The following is an 18,408-nucleotide window of genomic DNA, read 5'->3' as shown; positions in this document are numbered from 1 at the left end:
TCAGCTCTCCAGCCAGCGACAGAGATCGCGCTTCATGTCCTCGACCGACTCCAGCCCGACGGCCAGCCGGATCAGGCTGTCGCGGATGCCCGAGGCGTCGCGCGCTTCCTGCGAAATGCGGCCGTGCGTGGTGGTCGCCGGATGGGTGATGGTGGTCTTGGTGTCGCCGAGATTGGCGGTGATCGACAGCATGCGGGTGGCGTCGATCAGCTTCCACGCCTCTTCGCGACCGCCCTTCACCTCGAAAGCCACGACCGCGCCGCCGGTCTTCTGCTGGCGCATCGCGATCTCGTGCTGAGGATGCGACGGCAGGCCGGGGTAGAACACGCGCGCCACCCAGGGCTGCGCTTCCAGCCAGCGCGCCAGTTCGAGCGCATTGGCCGACTGTGCCTGCATGCGGATGGACAGCGTTTCCAGCCCCTTCAGAATGACCCAGGCGTTGAACGGCGACAGCGTCGGGCCGGCGGTGCGCAGGAAGCGCAGCACCTCGTCCATTTCCGCCTTGCGCCCGCACACCGCGCCGCCGAGCACACGGCCCTGGCCGTCGAGGTACTTGGTGGCGGAATGGATGACGATGTCGGCACCCAGTTCGATCGGCTTCTGCAGCGCCGGCGAGCAGAAGCAGTTGTCGACCGCGAGCAGCGCGCCGGCCGCGTGTGCGACCTCGGCCACCGCGGCGATGTCGATCACCTCGGTCAGCGGGTTGGACGGCGTTTCGATGAAAAAGAGCTTCGTATTCGGCTGCACCGCGGCGCGGTAGGCCTCGATGTTCGTCGCCTCGACCAGCGTGGTGCTGACGCCGAACTTCTCGAAGTAGGTCGCGAACAGCTGCTGGGTAGAACCGAAGATGCCGCGCGAGGCGATGATGTGGTCGCCGCTCTTCAGCAGCGCCATCAGCGTGGACAGGATGGCCGACATGCCGGAACTGGTGGCGATGCAGGCCTCGGCACCTTCCAGTGCCGCCAGACGGTCCTGGAACATGGTGACCGTCGGGTTGGTGAAGCGGGCATAGACATTGCCCGGCGCATTGCCTGAAAAGCGGGCGGCGGCTTCGGCCGCGGTGTCGAACACGAAGCTCGAGGTCAGGAACATCGCCTCGCCGTGTTCGCCGAACTGGCTGCGCTCTATGCCGGCGCGCACGGCGACGGTTTCGGGGTCGTACTGCGCCGGATCGAAGGGCGCGCGTTCATGGCTGCTCATGGTGTGCTCCATCCGGCCTCGCGGCCGGTCATGCGGAAAATCGAAAACAAAGCGCGAGGCGAATGGCGGGCGTGCACAACAAAAAACCCGTTCCGCCTCGGAGGCAAAACGGGTTCCGCAGATACGTTCGTTTCGCCGCTTTAGCCGTATTTATCCGGGTCGGAAACCTCACGGTCTCTGACCCGCGCGCCCGCAAGCTGGGTTCAAATCGGCGCGTAGCCGGACATTAGCGCCCGGCCGCCGCGGACGTCAAGCGTCCGCAGCCGTCAGGCGTTCTCTTCCGATGCCACCAGATTCAGGTCGAGCTGGCCGCCCTCGTCGTCGCTCTGCTTGGGCGCGCCCTTGCGCTGGTTCTCGACGCCGTCGAGATAGGCGGCGGTCACGTCACCGGTGATGTAGCAGCCGTCGAAGCAGGACGTTTCGAACTGTTCGATCGACGGGTTGCAGGCGGTGATCGAGGCCTTGAGCATGTCCAGCGTCTGGTAGATCAGCGCATCGGCGCCGATCGCGGCGCGGATTTCGTCGTCGGTGCGGTTGGAGGCGATCAGTTCGTCGCGGGTCGGCATGTCGATGCCGTACACGTTGGCGTAACGCACCGGGGGCGCGGCGGAGGCGAAATACACCTTGTTCGCGCCGGCTTCACGCGCCATCGCGACGATTTCCTGACTGGTGGTTCCACGCACGATGGAATCATCGACCAGCAGCACGTTCTTGCCCTTGAATTCCTGGGTGATCGCGTTGAGCTTCTGGCGCACCGACTTACGGCGCACCGCCTGCCCCGGCATGATGAAGGTGCGGCCGATATAGCGGTTCTTCACGAAACCTTCGCGGTAGGGCACGTTCAGCACGCGTGCCAGCTCCATCGCCGACGGGCGGCTGGAATCGGGAATCGGGATCACCGCGTCGATCTGCAGGTCGGCGTGGTCGCGCTGGATCTTCTGCGCAAGGAACTCGCCCATCTTGACCCGCGACTCGTACACCGACACGCCGTCCATCAGCGAATCCGGGCGCGCAAGATACACGTACTCGAACAGGCAGGGCGCGTAGTTCGGGCGTTCGGCACACTGCTGCGACTTGATCGCGCCTTCCGGCGAAATGAGCACCGCCTCGCCCGGCGCGATGTCGCGCAGCAGCTTGAAGCCCAGCGTATCGAGCGCGACGCTTTCCGACGCGACCAGCCACTCGGTGCCGTTGGCGGTTTCGTTGTTGCCGATCACCAGCGGACGGATGCCGTAGGGGTCGCGGAAGGCCAGCAGACCGAAGCCGGCGATCATGGCCACCACCGCGTAGGCGCCGCGGCAGCGACGGTGCACGCCAGCGACCGCGCGGAAAATGGTTTCGTGATCGAAGGTCGGGCGCTCACGCAGCGCCTGCATCATTTCGTGCGCGAGCACGTTGAGCAGCACTTCGGAGTCGCTGGTGGTGTTGATGTGCCGCAGGTCGGTGCGGAACATGTCCAGCTTCAGCTCTTCCGAATTGGTCAGGTTGCCGTTGTGCGCCAGCATGATGCCGAACGGCGAATTGACGTAGAAAGGCTGCGCCTCGGCCGCGTTGTAGGCGGACCCTGCGGTCGGGTAGCGCACGTGGGCGATGCCCCAGTTGCCCTGCAGATTGCGCATGTTGCGCGTGCGGAAGGCGTCGCGCACCAGGCCCGAGCCCTTGTGCATCAGGAATTTCTGCCCCTGCGCGGTGGCGATGCCCGCCGCGTCCTGGCCGCGGTGCTGGAGCACCAGCAGGCCATCGTACAGAAGCTGGTTGACGGGAGAGGTGGCAACGACGCCGAGTATTCCGCACATGATGGTCAGGCCTTAAAACGAATCTTTTTCGCCACGGATTCCGGCAGCCAGGGCTTGAGCGCGATGGCCGCCGTTTCGAGCGGTGGCGTCAGCGCAGCCGACTTCCACCAGGGCTGCTCCGGCGCCGGGGTGTAGGCCGCGCCGACGACAAGGAGCATCAGTATAAGTCCGGCACGCGCCAGCCCGAACAGCCCGCCGAGCACGCGGTCCGGAATGTCCAGCCCGGTGGCATGGATGAGCGAGCGCATGAGCCAGCGCAGCACGCCACAGAGCAGCAGCACGGCTATGAAGGTAAGGGCGAAACCTGCAACTGCAAGGAGACCCGGGTCGGCGATGGTGCCGGTCAGCAGATGGGCGGCATCGCCGCCGAACTGACGGGCGGCGATGAAGGCGAGCACCCAGGCTGCCAGTGCAATCACTTCGCTCACCAGACCCCGCATCAGCCCGATCGCCGTGGAGAACACCACGATGGCGAGCAGGCCGTAATCCAGAACCGTCATGGACGCGGCGCGATCATCGAGCGCAGGCCGGCCGCTTCCAGCTTGCGCTGGGCCGCTTCCGCCGCCTGCCGGCTGGAGAAGGGCCCGACCTTGACCCGGGTGCGGGTCTGGCCGTCCGCCAGTTTCACGTCCTCGGTGAAACTGGCCAGACCGAGTTCCTTGGCGCGGGCGCGCAGCTTGGCCACGTTGGCGGCATCTCCGAACACGCCGAGCTGCAGCGCGAAACTGCCCTTTCCGTCGAGCACCGCGGCGGCGCGTGCCGCTTCGGTCGGCGACACCTCGGCCTTGGGTTCGGGCTTGGGCGCAGGTTTGGGCTCCGGTTTCGGCGCGGGCTTGGGTTCCGGCCTCGGCTCAGGCTTCGCTTCGGGTCTGGGCTCCGGCTTCGGCTCCGCCTTGACCTCGGGTCGGACGGCAAGCGGAGGCGGCGCGACCGGCGGGGTCACCGGCTTTGCCTGGACTTCGGCGCGCGGCGGCACCGGCTCGGAATCCGGCGGCGGCTGCAGCGTGTCGTCCGACTCCACCGCACGGGCCGGCGATGCCAGCGGCGCAGCACCCTCGCGCGGCGGAATGCGCACCGCGATGTCCTGTGCCGGCGGTCGCGGCTCGTGATCCATCACGATGGGCAGCACGATGGCGGCGGTCAGTGCCAGGGCGACCGCGCCGAGCAGGCGGCGGCGCGCCCGCTTGCGAAGGTCGGTCTGCAGATCGGAATCGGTGGAAGCCACTTCGGGGGCGTGTCCTGCGGGTGGGATCAGCCCTGTGCGGGCGGAGGCGTTGCGGCGTCCGATACCGGGGGCCGCGGCGACTGCGCGTAGTCGCGCATCACCTCAGCCACGGTCAGGAAGGAACCGAAAACAATAATTCTATCATCCGCCCCCACCCTCGCCCGCGTGGCCCGCCAGGCTTCGACCGGCGACGCGAAGGTATCTACGGTGCCCGGAATGCCGCGGTCGGCGATCATGGCGGCGATATCGGCCGCCGGCGTGCCACGCGGGCCGCCCAGATCACACAGCATCCAGTGGTCGATGCGCCCCTTCAGGCGGTCGAGCACGCCGGCGATGTCCTTGTCGCGCAACATGCCCAGAACCGCCCAGGTTGCCGGGTAGAAACCCATGTTGGACAGGTTCTCGTTCAGCACGCCGGCCGCATGCGGGTTGTGCGCGACGTCGAAGATGACCGCGGGCCGCCCGGGCATGACCTGGAAGCGGCCGGGCAGTTCGACCGTGGCGAGGCCGAGCCGGATGTCGCCCAAGCTGACCGGAACGCGGTCGGCCATGGCATCGAGTGCGGTGATCACGCTGGATGCGTTCAGCAGCTGGTTGGCACCGCGCAGCGCCGGGTAGCCGAGGCCGCCGCGCTTGACCAGGCGCTCAGGATCGCGCCGCCAGTAGCCCCACTGCTGGCGGTCGCCGCCGAAACCGAAGTCGCGGCCCGAAATCTTCAGCACCGCGCCGATGGACTGGGCATAGTCGATCACGGTCTGCGGCGGTACCGGGTCGCCGACGATGGCCGGACGACCGGCGCGGAAGATGCCGGCCTTCTCGCGGCCGATCAGTTCGCGCGTGTCGCCGAGGTATTCCATGTGGTCAAGATCGACACTGGTGACGATGGCGCAGTCGGCATCGAAGGCATTGACCGCGTCCAGCCGGCCACCGAGGCCGACCTCCATCACGATCACGTCGAGATTGGCGTGTTCGAACACCTGCCAGGCACCCAGCGTGCCGAATTCGAAATAGGTCAGCGCGGTGTCACCGCGCGCCGCCTCGACTTCGGCAAAACCGCGGCAGATCGCCTCGTCGCTGGCCGGTTCGCCATTGATGCGGACGCGTTCGTTGTAGGCCAGCAGATGAGGCGAGGTGTAGGTGCCGACACGGTAGCCGGCGCAGCGCAGGATGCGCTCCAGCATGGCGCAGGTCGAACCTTTGCCGTTGGTGCCGCCAACGATGAACAGCGGCACCTTCTGTACCACGCCAAGCGCCTTCTTGACGCTGAGCACGCGATCCAGTCCGAGCTGGATCACCTTCGGGTGCAGGCTTTCGAGATGCTGCAGCCACTCGGGCAGGGTCGAATACATGAGCTGGCCGGACAAGCCGAAGTCAGGGCGGACGCGGATAGTAGGCGAAGCCGGCTCAGCTCGCCAGCGCCGGCATGCGCTGCAGCGCTGCCAGCAGACCGGCGATGCGCTCCGGCATCTCGCGGCGATCGACGATCATGTCGACCGCACCCTTCTCCAGCAGGAATTCGGCGCGCTGGAATCCTTCCGGCAGCTTTTCGCGCACCGTCTGTTCGATCACGCGCGGGCCGGCGAAGCCGATCAGCGCGCCGGGCTCGGCGATCACGACGTCGCCCATGAAGGCGAAGCTGGCGGACACGCCGCCCATGGTCGGGTCGGTCAGCACCGAAATGAAGGGCAGGCGGTTCTGCGAAAGCTGGGTCAGCGCGGCCGTGGTCTTGGCCATCTGCATCAGCGAGAACAGGCCTTCCTGCATGCGCGCACCGCCGCTGGCGGCGATGCAGACGAAGGGCAGGCGCTGCTCCACCGCGAGCCGGACGCCGCGCACGAAGCGCTCACCGACCACCGAACCCATGGAGCCGCCGAGGAATTCGAATTCGAAGCAGGCGACGACCACCGGCACGGTCCTGATCGCGCCCTGCATGACCACCAGCGCATCGCCCTCGCCGGTGTCGTCGGCCGCCGCATTCAGGCGGTCGGCGTAGCGCTTGCTGTCGCGGAACTTGAGCGGATCGACCGGCATCACCTCATTGCCGATCTCGAAACGGCCTTCACGGTCGAGCAGGCCGTCCAGACGGGCGCGGGCGCGCATGCGCGAATGGTGGCTGCACTTCGGGCACACGTTCTGGTTGGCCGCCAGGTCGGCGGTGTAGAGCACCGCCTCGCAGGACGGGCACTTGGACCACAGGCCTTCAGGTACCGACTTGCGACCGGCGGCCTCGCTGCGGTTGATCTTGGGCGGAAGAAGTTTCTGCAACCAGCTCATGCGGCGACCTCCTGGCTGTCCATGGCCTGACGGATGCTGCCCACCAGCGCCTTCACGCGCGGAATGACCTGATCGGCCGGGCTGTTCTCGATTTCCTCGATGATGCGGCTGCCGATCACGACGCCGTCGGCCACCGCGGACAGCGCCTTCGCGGACGCGCCGTCACGGATGCCGAAGCCCACGCCCACCGGCATGCCCACCGCTTCGCGGATGGCCGGAATGCGGCGCGACACTTCGCTCACGTCGAGGTGACCGGCACCGGTCACGCCCTTCAGCGACACGTAATAGATGTAGCCGCTGCCGATCTCGCCGACCGCGCGGATGCGCTTTTCGGTCGAGGTCGGCGCGATCAGGAAGATCACGTCCAGACCGACCGCCCTCACCTTGGCGGCGAAATCGTGCGACTCCTCCGGCGGGTAATCGACCACCAGCACGCCGTCAGCACCGGCCTTCGATGCCGCGTCGGCGAAGGCTTCCACGCCCATCGCCTCGATCGGGTTGGCATAGCCCATCAGCACCACCGGCGTCCGGGCATCGGTCTTGCGGAATTCGGCCACCACCTGGATCACGTTGCGCAGCGACACCTTTTTCGCCAGGGCACGCTCGGACGACCGCTGTATGGTCGGGCCGTCGGCCATCGGGTCGGAAAAGGGCACGCCCAGTTCGATGATGTCGACGCCGCACTCGACCAGCGCGTGCATGAGCGGAACCGTGGTGGACAGATCGGGGTCACCCGCGGTGATGAAAGGAATCAGCGCCTTGCGGCCGGCCGATTCCAGTGCGGACAGGGTGGAAGCGATTCGGGACATGTATTGAAACCGCCGGCCGGATCGCTTGCGCGTCCCGACCGGCAAAAGGTTGATCGGGAACGCGTCAGAACTGGATGCCGGATTTTTCGGCCACGGTGTGCATGTCCTTGTCGCCACGACCGGACAGGTTCACCAGGATGGCCGCATCCTTCGGCATTTCGGCCGCCAGCTTCATCGCATAGGCCACCGCGTGCGAGGACTCCAGCGCCGGAATGATGCCTTCGGTGCGGCACATGCGATGGAAGGCGGCGAGCGCCTCGTCATCGTTGATGGTGACGTACTCGGCACGGCCGGTGTCCTTCAGCCACGCGTGTTCCGGGCCCACGCCCGGGTAGTCCAGACCGGCGGACACCGAGTGGGTCTCGATGATCTGGCCGTTCTCGTCCTGCAGCAGATAGGTGCGGTTGCCGTGCAGCACGCCGGGACGACCGGCGGAGAGCGAGGCAGAGTGCTGGCCGGTGGCCACGCCGTGACCGCCGGCTTCGACACCGATCAGACGCACGTTCGGGTAGGGAATGTAGGGGTAGAAAATGCCCATGGCGTTGGAGCCGCCACCTACACAGGCCACCACCGCATCCGGCTGGCGCTGGATCATTTCCGGCATCTGCCACAGGCATTCCTCGCCGATGATCTTCTGGAAATCGCGCACCATCATCGGGTAGGGATGCGGGCCGGCCACGGTGCCGATGATGTAGAAGGTGTTGCCGACATTGGTCACCCAGTCGCGCATCGCCTCGTTCAGCGCATCCTTCAGCGTCTTCGAGCCGCATTCGACCGGCACCACGGTGGCACCGAGCAGCTTCATGCGATAGACGTTGGCGGCCTGGCGCTTCACGTCTTCGCTGCCCATGTAGACCACGCATTCCATGCCCAGGCGTGCGGCAATGGTGGCGGTCGCCACGCCGTGCTGGCCGGCACCGGTTTCCGCGATCACGCGCGGCTTGCCCATGTGCTTGGCCACCATGGCCTGGCCGATCACGTTGTTGATCTTGTGCGCGCCGGTGTGGTTCAGGTCCTCGCGCTTCAGGTAGATCTGCGCGCCCCCGCAGTGCTCGGACAGCCGGCGGGCGTGATAGACCGGGCTGGGCCGGCCTACGTAATGCTTCAGTTCGTATTCGTACTCGGCGCGGAAGGCCGGATCGTCCTTCAGCTTCTCGTAGGCTTCGCGCAGTTCGTCCAGCGCCGCGATCAGGGTTTCGGCGACGAACACGCCGCCGTAAGGACCGAAATGCCCCAGAGCGTCCGGATAGTTGTAGGCCGAGGCGGATACCTCAGCCGGCAGATCTTGCTTCCCCATGCTCCACTCCTGATATGAAGGCCGCCACCCGGGCGACGTCCTTGATGCCCTTGCCCGATTCCACGCCACTGCTCACATCGACCGCCATCGGCCGGATGTTCGCGACCGCGTCGGCCACGTTGTCCGGGTCGAGGCCGCCGGACAGAATCAGCGGCAGTCCGAGGTCGGCCGGAATCAGCGTCCAGTCGAAGCGTTTGCCGGAACCACCCCAGGCTTCCGACCACGCGTCGAGCAGCAGACCCCGCGCGCCACGATAAAGGCGCGCACATTCTAGCAAATCCGTTTCCGGCCTCACCCGGACCGCTTTGATCCAGGGGCGGCCGAAGCGTTCGCAGTACTCCGGACTTTCGTCACCATGAAACTGCAGCAGGTCCAGCCCCGCCTCGCGGACCGCCTGTTCAACCACCTCCGGCGCCTCGTTCACGAACAGCCCCACGCGGCAGACGAAAGGCGGCACCCGGCGCGCCAGCTCGGCGGCACGGGCAATGCTGACCGCGCGCGGACTGGGCGGATAGAGCACGAAGCCCACCGCGTCCACGCCCAGCGCCAGCGCGCCGTCCAGATCGGCTTCACGGGTGAAGCCGCATACCTTGATGCGAGTTCTGCGCACGTTGATTCCTGTGTTCAATCCAGCGAGGGGCCGATCGGGGGAAGGCGATGCAGCGCCTGCTGCGGCAGACCCCAGCGCACATCGTAGCCCACGCCGACCAGATAGAGGCCGCAGGGCGAAAAGGTGGGGGCGGCCAGTCGGCGGTCACGCTGGGCCAGCAGTTCGGCCGCCCAGCCCGCCGGGCGGCGCCCGCAGCCGATCTCGACCAGCGCGCCGACGATGTTGCGCACCATGTGGTGGAGGAAGGCATTGGCGCCCAGATCGAAGGCGATCCAGTCGCCCTGCCGCCTCACGTCCAGCCGGTGCAGGGTGCGCACCGGGCTTTTCGCCTGGCATTCGGACGAACGGAAGGCGGAAAAATCGTGTTCTCCGCACAGTGCCCGCGCCGCCTCGGCCATGGGCGCGATGTCCAGCGGACGGTGAAACCAGCCGCTCAGGGTGGCGCCGAGGGCCGGTCGCACCGGGCTGTTGAACAGCAGATAGCGATAGCTGCGGCTGTGCGCCGAGAAACGCGCGTTGAACTCATCGCTTACCGGCTGCGCCCAGCGCACCGCGACCGACGGCGGCAGCAGCGCGTTGCAGCCGCGTACCCAGGCGCTGTCCGGCCGGACCGCGTCGGTGTCGAAATGCACCACCTGCACCGTGGCGTGGACGCCGGTATCGGTGCGGCCGGAGGCCTGCACCCGTACCGGGTGGGCGGCAATGCCGGACAGGGCGGCTTCGAGCGCGTCCTGTACGGTCGGGCCCACCGGCTGCGACTGCCAGCCGCGGAAGGCGGAGCCGTCGTACTCGACGCCGAGTGCGATGCGGCTCACGCGAAACTCCACAGCGCCAGGGCGCAGGCGCCGGCTGCAATCACCGACAGATCGGTGCGGCCCAGCGCCGGACACGGGTCGACCTGGATCGTGTCCTGATCCGCCCCCGCCGCGGCCAGCCAGCCTCGCCAGCCGGCAAACGGCGGTGTACGTTCGAGGTCGCGCAGCACCAGCAGCAGCCGCAGCGCGAGACTGCCGGGTCCGGGCGGCGCAGCGCCGAACGGATGCAGCAGGCGGTGCAGCGCGCCGGCGAGCGGGCGCAACGGAAGCATGCGGAACAGCAGCGTCACGCAGGCCGCCATCGCCGCGAGGCGGGCCGCCGCATGCAGCGCGGCCGACACACCTTCGACTGTCGGACCGGCGGGCAGGTCGGGAATGAGCAGGCGTCCGGGCGTACCGAAGGCGAAGGTGATCAGGACCGCGAGGCAGAGCCAGCGCAACCGCCGCAGCAGGCGCCACAGGTGGGCCGGCGCCGCGAGCAGCGCAACGCCCGGACTGAGCGCCAGCCAGACCGCTTCCCGCCAGGCCGCCACACCCTGCCCGGCCAGCAGCCACATCAGCCACAGCGCGAGCAGCGTCGCGCCGTGCACCGGCAGGCGACAGGCACTCGCGGGCGGAACGGCAACCAGGGGTGTAGGCATGGATGAAGCGGTGTGCGGAGGGAACGGGGCGCGAGCATACCGCGCATCGACGGCCTGCGCTTCAGGCCAGCGGACCGGGCGGCGCGGCGCAGCCCGCGATGAAAAAAGCCGGCACATGGCCGGCTTCGGAAAGTACGGGCATCTCAGCCCGTACGCGCAGGAATCAGCCGAGACGGGACAGCATGTCGTTGGCCTGGGCCTGCTGTTCGGACGTACCCTCGCGCACCACTTCCTGCAGCAGCTCGCGAGCACCTTCCTTGTCACCCATCTCCTCGTAGGCGCGGGCCAGTTCCAGCTTGGTTTCGGCTTCTTCGGCAGCCGACTGCGGCGGCTCTTCTCCGCCCAGCATGTCTTCCGGGTTGATGACGGTGGACACCGCGGACTGCGGCACGTCCGGCTCGGCAGCCGGCATCGCCTGTTCCAGCGCCTTCGCCACATCGCCGACCACATCGGTTTCCAGCGTAGACGGATCCGCACCGAGATCGAGATTGATGTCGGACAGATCGATCACCGGCTCGGACGGGGCCACCGGAGCAGCGGGCGCATCGGACGCATCGAAGTTGAAGTCGATCAGGTTGCCGATGTCGGTGCGCTCGAGATCCACGACCGCCGCGGCATCCCCGCCAGCGGCATCCGCGTCGTCGGGCGGCAGCGAAAGATCCAGATCGAAGGCCGGCGCCTCTTCCTGACTGAGCGCTTCCGCAGTGTCGGCCACGTTCTTGTCCAGCACCAGGGTGCTGACATCCGCCGGCTCTTCCGGCTTTGTGAAATCGAGACCCAGGTCGAAATCGAGCGACGATTCGCCCTCCGATTCCTCGCCCGGCTTGGTCAGCGTGGTGGCCGCGCCCACCGCCGGGACGGCCGGCAGGTCGTCGGCCGGCGGCACATCGAGATCGAAATCGAGGCCGGCATCACCCGACGGTGCCGGCGCCTCTTCTTCCGCCTGCGGGATCTGGTGCGGATCCAGCGCTATCGTCGTCTGGGTGTCCTCCACCACGTCGCCGGACACCAGCTGACCGATGTCGCCAGGCAGCGTCCAGGTGTCACGCAGCTTGTCTGCACCACTGACCACCACGGTTGCCGCCATCGCGGCCTGCGCGTCGGCGTCCGGTTCCGGTTCGGGCGCGCCGCCGCCGTACAGCGGGTTGCCCGGATCGACCGAACGGCCCAGCTGCGCGGCCTTTTCCCAGTCGGCGCCCTTGCCGCCGGTCTGCGCGTACAGCTCGGTCGCCAGCGTTTCGAACTGCTTCACCGACTTGCGCTGGGCATAGATTTCCAGCAGCTTCAGGTGGATGGCATGACGACTGGGTTCGTTCTTGAGCGCTTCGAGCAGGATTTCTTCGGCCTGCGCGTCGCGTCCATAGGCCATGTAGACGTCGGCTTCCGCCACCGGGTCCACGCCTTCGTCAGCGTCGATGGACGACAGCGAGGACTGGCTGAAATCGGTCTGGATCGAGCTGGCGCTGGTATCCACGCTCTGGCCGCCGCCGGTGGCACCGATCACCGACGTGGATGCGGCCGCCGGTTCCATGCCGGCCGTGGTCGACGGCGGCGCCAGATCGGGCGCCGGTGCGCTGGCCTTGCGGCGGCGCCAGCCGAAGTAGCCGAGCAGCAGCGCGAGCACCGCGCCAAGGCCGCCCAGCGTGGCCGGGTCAGACAGCAGGCCGGGCTGTTCCGCCGCGGCTTCCGGTTCGACATCCGGAGCCGGCGCGGGCGCAGGCGCCGGAGCAGGTTCGGTCTTGGGCGGCTCGGCCGGCGCCGGCTTTGGCGCTTCCGCTGCAGGCGTTTCCGCCGGCTTCTTCTCGTCCGCCAGCGCGATCAGGTCGGGTACCGGCTTGTCCGCCGGCTTCTCGGCGGCCTTGTCGACCGGCGCCGCGTCCTTCTTGCCTTCGGCCGCGGCGATCAGATCGGGGACCGGCTTGTCCTCCGCCTTCGGCGCCGGCGCAGCAGGTGCGGCGGCGGGTGCGGGCGCAGGGGCCGGTTTGGCTGCTGCCGGCTGCGGTGCCGCGGCGGGCGCGGGCGCGGGCGCCGGTGCCGCCGCCTTCTGCGCGTCGGCCAGCGGGGTGTTCTTCAGTTCGACCAGCTTCTGCAGATCACGCACATTGCGTTCGAGTTCGGCCAGCCGGCTGTTCGCGTCCTTGAGGGCGCGGTCCTTGGCGATGACCTCTTCTTCCAGTGCATTGATCTTGCCGCCATCCGCCTTGGACACGCGCACCTGATCGGCCGCCGGCGCGGCTGCGGGCGCCTTGTCCTCAACCCGCGCAGCGATCTTGCCACCCGAACTGCGTCCGGCGGATTCCGCAGCAACCGGCTGGCTGTCCACGCTGCCGGCAAGACGGGCGCGGTAGGCCGCGAAATCGGCGGTCTGGGCCGACACGATGCGGCGCGCTTCCTGCGGCGACACCGATTCGGCGGTCGCCTGATCCGGAATGGTCAGAATGCGGCCGGCACGGAGACGGTTCATGTTGCCGCCGTCAAACGCCTCGGGATTGGCACGCACCAGCGCTACCAGCATCTGGTCGAGACTGACGCCCGACGGCGCGGTTTCGGTGGCGATGCGGCGCAGCGTTTCGCCGCGCTGGACTTCTCGGGTGCTGCCGCCGGCCGGTGCGGCCTCTCGCGCAGCCGGCGCGGGCGCGGTGCGGGCCGCCGGTGCACGCGTGCTGTCACCACCGGGCACCGCCACCGGTTCGACCGGCGCCGGACGCGGCATGTCAGCCGGATCGAGCAGGAAGGTGTATTCGCGGACGAGCCGGCCGGAGGACCAGTTCAGCTCGATCAGCATGTCGAGATAGGGCTCGCTGACCGCACGGTCGCTGGTCACCACGAGCACCGGGCGGCCACGCCGCTTGTCCACCGAAATCCGGACACCCGCCAGACTGGAGGCGAATTCGACGCCCGCCTGCTTGAACGCGGCAGGCGATGCGAGTTTGGCGGAAATGGACGCCAGTTCCTCGGAACTGGCCGAAAGTTCGACTTCCGCCCGCAACGGCTGGCCGATGGCGGACTGGACGGTGAGCTTGCCGAGGCCGGCTGCGCCGGCAGTGAGCGGGAGTGCCGACAGCAGTGCAGTCAGCAGGCGGATCGAATGTTTTTTATCGCTATGACGCACCGCGTTTTCCTCGCGCGCTAAAACCCAATTCTCAAAATAACATCATGGTCTTAGCCCTGCAAGCTCAGTCGTCGCTTTATGTTGCGAAACTGTCTGTTACGACACGCTGCCTGCGGCAGGCAGCGTGTCGGGTGCGCCGTCAGGCTTCGACCAGGATACGCAGCATGCGGCGAAGCGGTTCGGCGGCGCCCCACAGCAGCTGGTCGCCGCAGGTGAAGGCACCGAGGTAGTCCGGACCCATGTTGAGCTTGCGCACGCGACCGACCGGAATGGTCAGCGAACCGCTGACCGCGGCCGGCGTCAGGTCGCGCATGCTGTCCTCGCGATGGTTGGGTACGAACTTCACCCAGTCGTTGGCTTCGCGGATCATGCTTTCGATCTCGTCCAACGGCACGTCGCGCTTCAACTTGATGGTGAGCGCCTGCGAATGGCAGCGCATCGCGCCAATCCGCACGCAGATGCCGTCGATCGGCGTGATGTCGGCGCCGCTGCGACCGAGGATCTTGTTGGTTTCGACCTGGCCCTTCCACTCTTCCTTGCTCTGACCGCTCTCCAGTTCCTTGTCGATGTAGGGGATGAGCGAGCCGGCCAGCGGCGCGCCGAAGTTCTTCTTCGGGAAATCGGCGCTGCGCAGGCTGTCGGTGACCACGCGGTCGATGTCGAGAATGGCCGAGGCGCTGTCCTTCAGCATCGGGGCGGCCACACCGTGCAGCGTGCCCATCTGCGACAGCAGTTCGCGCATGTTCTGCGCGCCGGCGCCGGAGGCCGCCTGGTAGGTCATGGCGGTCATCCATTCGACCAGACCGGCCGAGAACAGCGCACCGACGCCCATCAGCATCAGGCTGACCGTGCAGTTGCCGCCGATGTAGTCCTTCACGCCGCGCGCCAGACCGTCCTTGATCACGCCCATGTTGACCGGGTCGAGGATGATGATGGCGTCGTCCTTCATGCGCAGCGCGGAGGCGGCGTCGATCCAGTAGCCCTTCCAGCCGGCGGCGCGCAGCTTCGGATACACCTCATTGGTGTAGTCGCCGCCCTGGCAGGTGATGATGGCGTCCATCTTCGCCAGCTGGGCAACGTCGGTCGCGTCCAGCAGCGGCGCGCTGCCCTGGCCCACGTCCGGGCCGGCGGCGCCGACGCTGGAGGTGGTGAAGAACACCGGCTCCACCAGCGCGAAATCGTTTTCCTCACGCATGCGCTGCATGAGCACAGAGCCCACCATGCCGCGCCAACCCACCATACCGAGCTTCAACATGTCCGTTTCCTCGTCCGTCTCTTACAGGGCGGCCAGTACGGCGTCGCCCATCTGCTTCGTACCGACCCGGGTCGTGCCCGGCTCGAAGATGTCACCGGTGCGGTAGCCCTGGGCCAGCACCTTGCGCACCGCGTTCTCGATGCGCACCGCGGCGGCTTCGTTGCCGAAGCTGTAGCGCAGCATCATCGCCGCCGACAGGATGGTGGCCAGCGGATTGGCCACGCCCTGACCGGCGATGTCCGGGGCCGAGCCGTGGCTGGGCTCGTAAAGGCCCTTGTTGTTCGCGTCCAGCGAGGCCGACGGCAGCATGCCGATCGAGCCGGTGAGCATGGATGCTTCATCGGACAGGATGTCGCCGAACATGTTTCCGGTCACCACCACGTCGAACTGCTTGGGCGCCTTCACCAGCTGCATGGCGGCGTTGTCGACCAGCATGTGGCTCAGTTCGACGTCCGGGTAGTCCTTGGACAGATCGATCATGACTTCGCGCCACAGCTGGGTGCACTCGAGCACGTTCATCTTGTCGACCGAGCACAGCTTCTTGCCGCGCTTGCGGGCGGCCTCGAAAGCGACCCGGCCGATGCGGCGGATCTCTTCCTCGGCGTAGATCATGGTGTTCCAGCCCACACGCTGTTCGCCCCACTGCGTGTCGCGCACCTCGATGCCGCGCGGCTGGCCGAAGTAGATGTCGCCGGTCAGTTCGCGCACGATCAGGATGTCGAGGCCGGACACGATTTCCGGCTTCAGCGACGAGGCGTTGGCCAGTTCCGGATACAGGATGGCCGGGCGCAGGTTGGCGAACACGCCCAGTTCGGAGCGGATGCGCAGCAGGCCGCGCTCCGGGCGCTGTTCGCGCGGCAGCGTGTCCCACTTCGGTCCGCCCACGGCACCGAGCAGGATGGCGTCGGCTTCGCGCGCCAGCTTCGAGGTCGCTTCCGGGTAGGGATCACCGGTGGCGTCCACCGCACGGCCGCCGAGCAGCGCGTGCTCGAATTCGATCTTCAGGCCGTCGGCACGCAGCGCTTCCAGCACGCGCAGTGCCTCGGCGGTGATTTCGGGACCGATGCCGTCGCCGGCGAGAACACAGACTTTCACGAATGACTCCAGAGGTGGTCAGGCAAACAGCCAGGGCTGCTCGATGCGGCGGCGCGCCTCGAACTCGCGGATCTTGTCGGCATGGCGCAGGGTCAGGCCGATGTCGTCGAAACCGTTGAGCAGGCAGTACTTGCGGAAGGGATCGACGTCGAACTTGATGGCGTGGCCGTCCGGACGGCGCACCACTTGCTGGTCGAGATCGATGGTGAGGCGATAGCCCGGCGTGCCGGCGCACTGCAGGAACAGCTGCTCGACTTCCTTCTCCGGCAGTCGGATCGGCAGCAGGCCGTTCTTGAAACAGTTGCTGTAGAAAATGTCGGCGAAGGTGGTGCCGATGATGGCCCGGAAGCCGAAGTCCTCGATCGCCCACGGCGCGTGTTCGCGCGACGAGCCACAGCCGAAGTTCTCGCGCACCAGCAGCACGCTGGCGCCCTGGAAACGCGGCTGGTTCAGCACGAAGTCCGGGTTCTGCGGGCGCTTCGAGTGATCCTGACCCGGTTCGCCGACATCGAGATAGCGCCATTCGTCGAACAGGGTCGGGCCGAAGCCCGAGCGCTTGATCGACTTCAGGTACTGCTTCGGGATGATGGCGTCGGTATCGACGTTGGCGCGGTCCAGCGGTGCGACCAGGCCGTCGAGCGTGGTGAATGCTTTCATGACTGTCCTTGCTCCGCCGCTTATCTCGCGGACTTCTCGATGGCTTCGCCACCCTTCTTGATGTCCTTGCCGATGCCTTCGACCGTGTTGCAACCGGCCAGCATCAGGGTCATCGCGCTCATGATCACGGCAATCAGCTTCATGCTCTGCTCTTCCTCACACGGAAAATCGGTGGCTCACCGACTCAGACGATTTCACGCACATCGGCGAAACGGCCGGCGATCGCCGCCGCCGCCGCCATCTGCGGACTGACCAGATGGGTGCGTCCGCCGGCACCCTGGCGGCCTTCAAAATTGCGGTTCGAGGTCGAGGCGCAGCGCTCGCCCGGCTCCAGCCGGTCGGCGTTCATCGCCAGACACATCGAACAGCCGGGCTCGCGCCACTCGAAGCCGGCGGCCTTGAACACCTTGTCCAGACCTTCGGCCTCGGCCTGCGCCTTGACCAGGCCGGAACCCGGCACCACCAGCGCCAGCTTCACGTTGTCGGCCACGCGACGGCCCTCGACCACGCGCGCGGCGGCGCGCAGATCCTCGATGCGCGAATTGGTACAGGAGCCGATGAACACCTTGTCGATGCGGATCTGGTCGATCGGCGTGCGCGGGGTGAGCCCCATGTACTGCAGCGCCCGGGCCACGCCCTCGCGCTTGACCGGATCGGCGAAATCTTCCGGCGCCGGCACCTGGCCGCGCACGTCGGTCACCATTTCCGGCGAAGTCCCCCAGGTCACCTGCGGCAGGATGCGGCGGGCGTCGATGTCGACCACGCGGTCGAACTGCGCGCCCTCGTCCGATTTCAGCGTGCGCCAGTACTCGACCGCACGGTCCCACTGGTCGCCGCGCGGCGAGAACGGGCGACCGCGCAGGTAGTCGATCGTGGTGTCGTCGACCGCCACCATGCCGGCGCGGGCACCGCCCTCGATCGCCATATTGCACAGGGTCATGCGGCCTTCCATCGACAGGCCACGGATGGCCGAACCACCGAACTCGATCGCGTAGCCGGTGCCGCCGGCAGTGCCGATGACGCCGATGAAGTGGAGCGCGATGTCCTTGGCGCTCACGCCCTTGCCCAGTTCGCCTTCAACGCGGATGAGCATGGACTTCGACTTCTTCTGCAGCAGGCACTGGGTCGCCATCACGTGCTCGACCTCGGAGGTGCCGATGCCGTGTGCCAGACAGCCGAAGGCGCCGTGAGTCGAGGTGTGCGAGTCGCCGCAGACGACGGTCATGCCGGGCAGCGTGGCGCCGTTTTCCGGGCCGATCACATGCACGATGCCCTGACGCTTGTCGCGGAAGGGGAAATAGGCCAGCGCGCCGAAGGCGCGGATGTTGGCATCCAGCGTTTCGACCTGGGCACGCGAGGTCGGGTCGGCGATGCCCTGTTCCGCGCGGTCGGTCGGCACGTTGTGGTCGGCCGTGGCGACGATGGAATCCACGCGCCAGGGCTTGCGGTTGGCCAGACGCAGGCCTTCGAAGGCCTGCGGGCTGGTCACTTCATGTACCAGGTGGCGGTCGATGTAGAGCAGTGCGGTACCGTCTTCCTCGGTATGCACCACGTGACTGGACCACAGCTTGTCGTAAAGCGTCTGCGCCATTGCAACGATTCCGGCTGATCAGCGAAACCGG

At 67.2% G+C, this 18,408-nt stretch carries 17 protein-coding genes; all 17 read right to left on the bottom strand.

Annotated elements, in window-relative coordinates:
- Nucleotides 1-1,212 (bottom strand): O-succinylhomoserine sulfhydrylase, encoded by a 1,212-nt coding sequence (locus METUNV1_RS13000; protein ID WP_051165239.1) that lies wholly within the window; start codon nt 1,210-1,212, stop codon nt 1-3.
- Nucleotides 1,213-1,466: 254 nt separating this feature from the next.
- Nucleotides 1,467-2,996 carry an amidophosphoribosyltransferase gene (purF, locus tag METUNV1_RS12995; protein WP_008062466.1) on the bottom strand — a complete coding sequence of 510 codons (1,530 nt, stop codon included), beginning with the start codon at nt 2,994-2,996 and terminating at the stop codon, nt 1,467-1,469.
- Between the two features lie 5 nt (nt 2,997-3,001).
- Entirely contained in the window at nt 3,002-3,496 is a 495-nt protein-coding gene (locus tag METUNV1_RS12990) for a CvpA family protein (RefSeq protein WP_008062464.1), read from the bottom strand.
- Nucleotides 3,493-4,221: an SPOR domain-containing protein gene (locus tag METUNV1_RS12985; RefSeq protein ID WP_008062462.1), complete on the bottom strand. Its 729-nt coding sequence runs from the start codon at nt 4,219-4,221 to the stop codon at nt 3,493-3,495. The genes METUNV1_RS12990 and METUNV1_RS12985 overlap by 4 nt, the downstream gene beginning before the upstream one ends.
- A gap of 26 nt (nt 4,222-4,247) precedes the next feature.
- A complete protein-coding gene (gene folC / locus METUNV1_RS12980; RefSeq protein WP_043359818.1) occupies nt 4,248-5,570 on the bottom strand; it encodes a bifunctional tetrahydrofolate synthase/dihydrofolate synthase in 1,323 nt (440 codons plus the stop codon).
- Nucleotides 5,571-5,625: 55 nt separating this feature from the next.
- Nucleotides 5,626-6,495 carry an acetyl-CoA carboxylase, carboxyltransferase subunit beta gene (accD, locus tag METUNV1_RS12975; RefSeq protein WP_008062460.1) on the bottom strand — a complete coding sequence of 290 codons (870 nt, stop codon included), beginning with the start codon at nt 6,493-6,495 and terminating at the stop codon, nt 5,626-5,628.
- Nucleotides 6,492-7,304: a tryptophan synthase subunit alpha gene (trpA, locus tag METUNV1_RS12970; protein ID WP_008062459.1), complete on the bottom strand. Its 813-nt coding sequence runs from the start codon at nt 7,302-7,304 to the stop codon at nt 6,492-6,494. Before trpA ends, accD begins: the two co-directional genes overlap by 4 nt.
- 64 nt (nt 7,305-7,368) lie before the next feature.
- Nucleotides 7,369-8,601: a tryptophan synthase subunit beta gene (gene trpB, locus METUNV1_RS12965; RefSeq protein ID WP_008062458.1), complete on the bottom strand. Its 1,233-nt coding sequence runs from the start codon at nt 8,599-8,601 to the stop codon at nt 7,369-7,371.
- Nucleotides 8,576-9,211, bottom strand: a complete 636-nt coding sequence (locus METUNV1_RS12960; RefSeq protein ID WP_043359816.1) for a phosphoribosylanthranilate isomerase — start codon at nt 9,209-9,211, stop codon at nt 8,576-8,578. Before METUNV1_RS12960 ends, trpB begins: the two co-directional genes overlap by 26 nt.
- 14 nt (nt 9,212-9,225) lie before the next feature.
- Nucleotides 9,226-10,026: a tRNA pseudouridine(38-40) synthase TruA gene (truA, locus tag METUNV1_RS12955; RefSeq protein WP_008062456.1), complete on the bottom strand. Its 801-nt coding sequence runs from the start codon at nt 10,024-10,026 to the stop codon at nt 9,226-9,228.
- On the bottom strand, nt 10,023-10,667 hold the full coding sequence (locus tag METUNV1_RS12950) for a CbiQ family ECF transporter T component (protein WP_232416217.1): 645 nt from the start codon (nt 10,665-10,667) through the stop codon (nt 10,023-10,025). The genes truA and METUNV1_RS12950 overlap by 4 nt, the downstream gene beginning before the upstream one ends.
- Nucleotides 10,668-10,830: 163 nt before the next feature.
- Nucleotides 10,831-13,779 carry a motility hub landmark protein FimV gene (locus METUNV1_RS12945; RefSeq protein WP_008062454.1) on the bottom strand — a complete coding sequence of 983 codons (2,949 nt, stop codon included), beginning with the start codon at nt 13,777-13,779 and terminating at the stop codon, nt 10,831-10,833.
- Between the two features lie 139 nt (nt 13,780-13,918).
- Nucleotides 13,919-15,034: an aspartate-semialdehyde dehydrogenase gene (gene asd, locus METUNV1_RS12940; RefSeq protein ID WP_081471363.1), complete on the bottom strand. Its 1,116-nt coding sequence runs from the start codon at nt 15,032-15,034 to the stop codon at nt 13,919-13,921.
- Between the two features lie 21 nt (nt 15,035-15,055).
- Nucleotides 15,056-16,129, bottom strand: coding sequence for a 3-isopropylmalate dehydrogenase (leuB, locus tag METUNV1_RS12935; RefSeq protein WP_008062452.1), 1,074 nt, complete (start codon nt 16,127-16,129; stop codon nt 15,056-15,058).
- A gap of 18 nt (nt 16,130-16,147) precedes the next feature.
- The gene (gene leuD, locus METUNV1_RS12930; protein ID WP_008062450.1) at nt 16,148-16,786 is read right to left on the bottom strand and encodes a 3-isopropylmalate dehydratase small subunit; all 639 of its coding nucleotides are present in this window, start codon (nt 16,784-16,786) and stop codon (nt 16,148-16,150) included.
- Nucleotides 16,787-16,806: 20 nt separating this feature from the next.
- Nucleotides 16,807-16,929 carry an entericidin A/B family lipoprotein gene (locus tag METUNV1_RS12925; RefSeq protein ID WP_008062449.1) on the bottom strand — a complete coding sequence of 41 codons (123 nt, stop codon included), beginning with the start codon at nt 16,927-16,929 and terminating at the stop codon, nt 16,807-16,809.
- A 41-nt stretch (nt 16,930-16,970) separates the two neighbouring features.
- Nucleotides 16,971-18,377 (bottom strand): 3-isopropylmalate dehydratase large subunit, encoded by a 1,407-nt coding sequence (gene leuC / locus METUNV1_RS12920; protein ID WP_008062448.1) that lies wholly within the window; start codon nt 18,375-18,377, stop codon nt 16,971-16,973.
- Nucleotides 18,378-18,408: the final 31 nt, after the last annotated feature.

Source organism: Methyloversatilis universalis FAM5, from assembly GCF_000214035.2.
In the GTDB taxonomy this organism is placed as follows: domain Bacteria; phylum Pseudomonadota; class Gammaproteobacteria; order Burkholderiales; family Rhodocyclaceae; genus Methyloversatilis; species Methyloversatilis universalis.
The sequence above is the reverse complement of the archived record's forward strand: the minus strand, read 5'-3'. Positions and strand labels throughout refer to the sequence as shown.

Excerpts from the sequence above, each read along its gene's own strand:
- METUNV1_RS13000 (WP_051165239.1), bottom strand. The coding sequence starts at position 1,212 with ATGGAGCACACCATGAGCAGCCATGAACGCGCGCCCTTCGATCCGGCG.
- purF (WP_008062466.1), bottom strand. The coding sequence starts at position 2,996 with ATGTGCGGAATACTCGGCGTCGTTGCCACCTCTCCCGTCAACCAGCTT.
- METUNV1_RS12990 (WP_008062464.1), bottom strand. The coding sequence starts at position 3,496 with ATGACGGTTCTGGATTACGGCCTGCTCGCCATCGTGGTGTTCTCCACG.
- folC (WP_043359818.1), bottom strand. The coding sequence starts at position 5,570 with ATGTATTCGACCCTGCCCGAGTGGCTGCAGCATCTCGAAAGCCTGCAC.
- accD (WP_008062460.1), bottom strand. The coding sequence starts at position 6,495 with ATGAGCTGGTTGCAGAAACTTCTTCCGCCCAAGATCAACCGCAGCGAG.
- trpA (WP_008062459.1), bottom strand. The coding sequence starts at position 7,304 with ATGTCCCGAATCGCTTCCACCCTGTCCGCACTGGAATCGGCCGGCCGC.
- trpB (WP_008062458.1), bottom strand. The coding sequence starts at position 8,601 with ATGGGGAAGCAAGATCTGCCGGCTGAGGTATCCGCCTCGGCCTACAAC.
- METUNV1_RS12950 (WP_232416217.1), bottom strand. The coding sequence starts at position 10,667 with ATGCCTACACCCCTGGTTGCCGTTCCGCCCGCGAGTGCCTGTCGCCTG.
- asd (WP_081471363.1), bottom strand. The coding sequence starts at position 15,034 with ATGTTGAAGCTCGGTATGGTGGGTTGGCGCGGCATGGTGGGCTCTGTG.
- leuD (WP_008062450.1), bottom strand. The coding sequence starts at position 16,786 with ATGAAAGCATTCACCACGCTCGACGGCCTGGTCGCACCGCTGGACCGC.
- METUNV1_RS12925 (WP_008062449.1), bottom strand. The coding sequence starts at position 16,929 with ATGAAGCTGATTGCCGTGATCATGAGCGCGATGACCCTGATGCTGGCC.
- leuC (WP_008062448.1), bottom strand. The coding sequence starts at position 18,377 with ATGGCGCAGACGCTTTACGACAAGCTGTGGTCCAGTCACGTGGTGCAT.